The sequence below is a fragment of the Pseudoalteromonas sp. Cn5-37 genome (assembly GCF_021532495.1).
GTDB classification, from domain to species: domain Bacteria; phylum Pseudomonadota; class Gammaproteobacteria; order Enterobacterales; family Alteromonadaceae; genus Pseudoalteromonas; species Pseudoalteromonas simplex.
The window spans coordinates 1-3356 of sequence record NZ_JAKGBA010000072.1; the positions used below are offsets into that span (position 1 = coordinate 1).

Sequence of the window (3356 nt, forward strand, 5' to 3'; positions counted from 1 at the left end):
TCCTTCGATTAAAAAGCGAGGTAGTGAATCACTTTCAACCGTTACAGTATTACCCATATCTCGCCACATACATGCCATGCCCAACAGTTGAAGAGGTAAAAATGATTCAACTGGGACAGTGTCTGGACCACTTGCATTTATCCAATATTTTTCTTGTAGCTGAACATTTTTTTCAAGCGTTTCACTGAAGTCAAACCCAATGTCGGTGGTGAGTGCTGCAAACGTTTCTAAATACCCCATGCCAACATGAAGAGACCAATCATCTCCATCGGCTATTAGCTCTTTCATAGTATCATTTAACATTTTAGGGTAATCAGGATGACGATGGTGATAGGCTTGGAACACTTCAACCAAGCTATACAAAACAGGATCCGCTTTTGTGGCACTTTGTTTCATAATTTCAACGGGGAAGTTCGCTAAGCTATCCATACTTTCAGAATCGCGCGTGATCACAGCTAAAAAATAGGCATCAAGCCACTCCTCGGGGTTTGCATAACCCGCTTCGAGCATACCTCTACCGTTCCAAGTCACTGCAGGTAAATCGAAGATCTTAAACGTAAAGTCTTGCTCGGGATACTCTGCGAGCTTCAAAAAAGCCGCGTACATTTTAGATGCATAGCGTAAACCTGTTGCAGATTCTCTTTCTATTTTATTGGTTTGGACTTCCCAAGTGAGCCAACGCGCTAATGACAGAAACTGTTTTGGAAAAGCAATTAAATTGTCTCTTCGTATTGTTATAGCTTGATTAATTCTGCCTATCATTTTTCGTGGAAAAGCAAGCCTACCATTAACCTGATTTAAATCTGTATTAAACTCTCTATCAACTTTCATTAATTGTCCCATAGCATTTAAATTTAAATATCAAACTCAGAGATTCTAACTTCACTAACAGAAGAGTTATTATTTGTTATAGGGTCCCAATATATAAATATTTAATGTCATTAGCACTCGATGAAATAGCTTATTTAATTCACCAAGGTGATACTCAATTGATTATGACTAAATCAAAGTGATTAACCGCTACAGCGTTACTTCTTATGTAGTTCATTAGACATAGCGACAATATCAGCCATTATGCGTTTCTCGCCCAATTCAGCGAGAAAATTCAAATGCTCAATCGCTTTTACTTTCTGCAAATTTTCAAGCTTATTCACACCACCAAGAGCCAACGCAGGAACGAACGCATACATTTCATCGGCTTCTAATGGGCCTAGGTTTTTTAATGCTTGCTCAAACAAAGGTTTTTCGTTAATGTCTTTTTGATCAAATGACTCTTTTCTTCGAACTGCAAAAAATAAGTCAATTGAACGTTCCTCCCCTCGCTCCTTTAATTTTTCAGAGTAATCTGTTGGAAAAATCATTCCAAAGTTTGAATTAACATCTATACTCTGACCTGATGTTTTCCCCCAAATAAGTAAATTTCCAAAAGCACCGCGACCAATTACATAATATTTATCAACTCCATTGTTTTCGCGTTCAGCGAATTCGGTACCCTCAAGCCAAGTTTGTAAAATTTCATGGTAATCCTGTGGGTTAACAATCCAAAAAATGCCATTACCCCAGCCACAAAAACCATACTCTTGCCAGTATTCCAATAAGCGCTCAGGGAGCTTATCTTTAAAAAAGTCAAGTGTCTCTTGTGTTGGCATTGTCGCTTTTATCGCGGGGCCAAAGCCTTTAAAATTGTAAAAGTTATCGAAAAATTTATTCGTCATTTAACCATTCTATTTCATCTGCCAATTCTTGATCCCATGAAAAATCAATATTGAATTCACCTGTTGGCTTCAAATAAAATACAGCACGATTCCACTTGTTCGAATCATTTTCAGTGGTAATTTCATGGAGCTGCTGAAAATCATTTACAATTTTTCTATCAAAATTTCTAAACTTAAATGAAGTAAAATCTGTATTTTTTTGATGAAAGCCGCCTTTCATCTTAAGTGCATCGTCTCCATAATACTCTACTTCAATTACAGCTTTTGACCATTCTTGCCTGCCTATATTTACTAACATATTTTGTGCGACACTGTTATATATATCATCAACGTTCATTTAATTTAGCCTCCAGGTTTATTCTTTAAATTCACAAACTCTTCAACACCGTCAATCTCATAAAATATATCAAAGGATGACGGGCGTTTACTATCATTCTCATAAATAGCTCGAATCTCCACTTCAACACTCTTAGGTGGCTCTTCTTGTAAAGCCTTTGCCCATTTATTTTCCATGCTCTTCCAAGCACCTTTATTGATATTGCCATCCATAGCAGCATAATTGATTTGCTCACCCGGACCATTAAAAATTGAAGCGATTAAATGTCCACCTTCATCGTCGTCCAGTCCAGATTTCATCTATGTTATAGCGCACAACAAATTTACCGAGGCGCTTTAACTTAACTTAGCAGCTTGATTATTTCGTAAATAAACTTAATAAAGACACTCATTCCAATGCCCATCATAAAGATATAACCATAAACTATAGCGACTCCTGAGCTTGATGGGTCAGACTGACTTCTTACACATAAACTACAACCAAATAAATAAATGAAAAAGTTCAAAAACATACAAATAATATAACTATCGCCAAAGAGAGGTAAGAAACTTGCTAAAAATGCCAACAGGTAAAGGAGTAAGCTAGCAATATCGAAATGCGTAGCTGAGAGCCGACTTAATAAATAGCAACTTAACATACCACATAAACAGTAAAAACTAGGCCAAAGTTGTTTATACAAAAATTCAATGCTGAAATACTCAAGAATTGATTGTTGAGAGGCTGCTTCTATCTGATTTACTGACGCTGTATTTTCTGCCGTTACATCAGCGAAAAAATAAGTTGAAATGGTGAATATAAGTATTTTTAAAATACCAAAAAAAAGAAAACTAGAAATTGTAAAACCGATTGCATCATTTTTCGTTAAAGGTTTATTGGCTTTACTTTCAACTATTTTGGCCAGAAAAAGGCCCAGCAAGCATATACTTGTAAAGAAAAGCAAGGCTTCAGGAAATTGTTCAATATAAAAGACCGACAAACCTGGAGCGATAAATAAATAACTAGCATCATCATTATCGACTGATTTAATCCCACTTCCTGTTGATTTCTTAAATAATGCTAAATATACAAACAATGGCTGTAACAGCAGCATTAAAATGCACGCATTCATTAATGACATAAACCATCCTTGTATTTTTTATCCCACTTTTTCGCATCAGCAATTAAAAGAGAACCATTTCCCGCGAATTCAACCCCGAAGTGCACCACTCGCTAAATTAGGCCGCATTGCGTAATTCGTTAAACACAACGACAGGCTGTTTGTAACCTAGGCACTTTCTAGGTCTGGCGTTTAGCGCACGTTCTAT

5 protein-coding genes are annotated in these 3356 nt (G+C 36.5%); all 5 read right to left on the minus strand.

Annotated elements, in window-relative coordinates; all coding sequences use genetic code 11:
* Positions 1–831, minus strand: an 831-nt coding sequence (locus tag L1266_RS22005; RefSeq protein WP_235378350.1) for an immunity 49 family protein, incomplete at its 3' end; no start/stop codon positions are given.
* Between the two features lie 197 nt (positions 832–1028).
* A complete protein-coding gene (locus tag L1266_RS22010) occupies positions 1029–1715 on the minus strand; it encodes a GAD-like domain-containing protein (protein WP_268842809.1) in 687 nt (228 codons plus the stop codon).
* The gene (locus L1266_RS22015) at positions 1705–2052 is read right to left on the minus strand and encodes an immunity protein YezG family protein (protein ID WP_054554028.1); all 348 of its coding nucleotides are present in this window, start codon (positions 2050–2052) and stop codon (positions 1705–1707) included. The genes L1266_RS22010 and L1266_RS22015 overlap by 11 nt, the downstream gene beginning before the upstream one ends.
* A 5-nt stretch (positions 2053–2057) precedes the next feature.
* Positions 2058–2351, minus strand: a complete 294-nt coding sequence (locus tag L1266_RS22020) for a DNA/RNA non-specific endonuclease (protein WP_054554029.1) — start codon at positions 2349–2351, stop codon at positions 2058–2060.
* Between the two features lie 41 nt (positions 2352–2392).
* Positions 2393–3169 carry a hypothetical protein gene (locus L1266_RS22025; protein WP_235378352.1) on the minus strand — a complete coding sequence of 259 codons (777 nt, stop codon included), beginning with the start codon at positions 3167–3169 and terminating at the stop codon, positions 2393–2395.
* Positions 3170–3356 lie beyond the last annotated feature (187 nt).

Coding starts and splice junctions, on each gene's coding strand:
- L1266_RS22010 (WP_268842809.1), bottom strand. CDS start 1,715: ATGACGAATAAATTTTTCGATAACTTTTACAATTTTAAAGGCTTTGGC.
- L1266_RS22015 (WP_054554028.1), bottom strand. CDS start 2,052: ATGAACGTTGATGATATATATAACAGTGTCGCACAAAATATGTTAGTA.
- L1266_RS22020 (WP_054554029.1), bottom strand. CDS start 2,351: ATGAAATCTGGACTGGACGACGATGAAGGTGGACATTTAATCGCTTCA.
- L1266_RS22025 (WP_235378352.1), bottom strand. CDS start 3,169: ATGTCATTAATGAATGCGTGCATTTTAATGCTGCTGTTACAGCCATTG.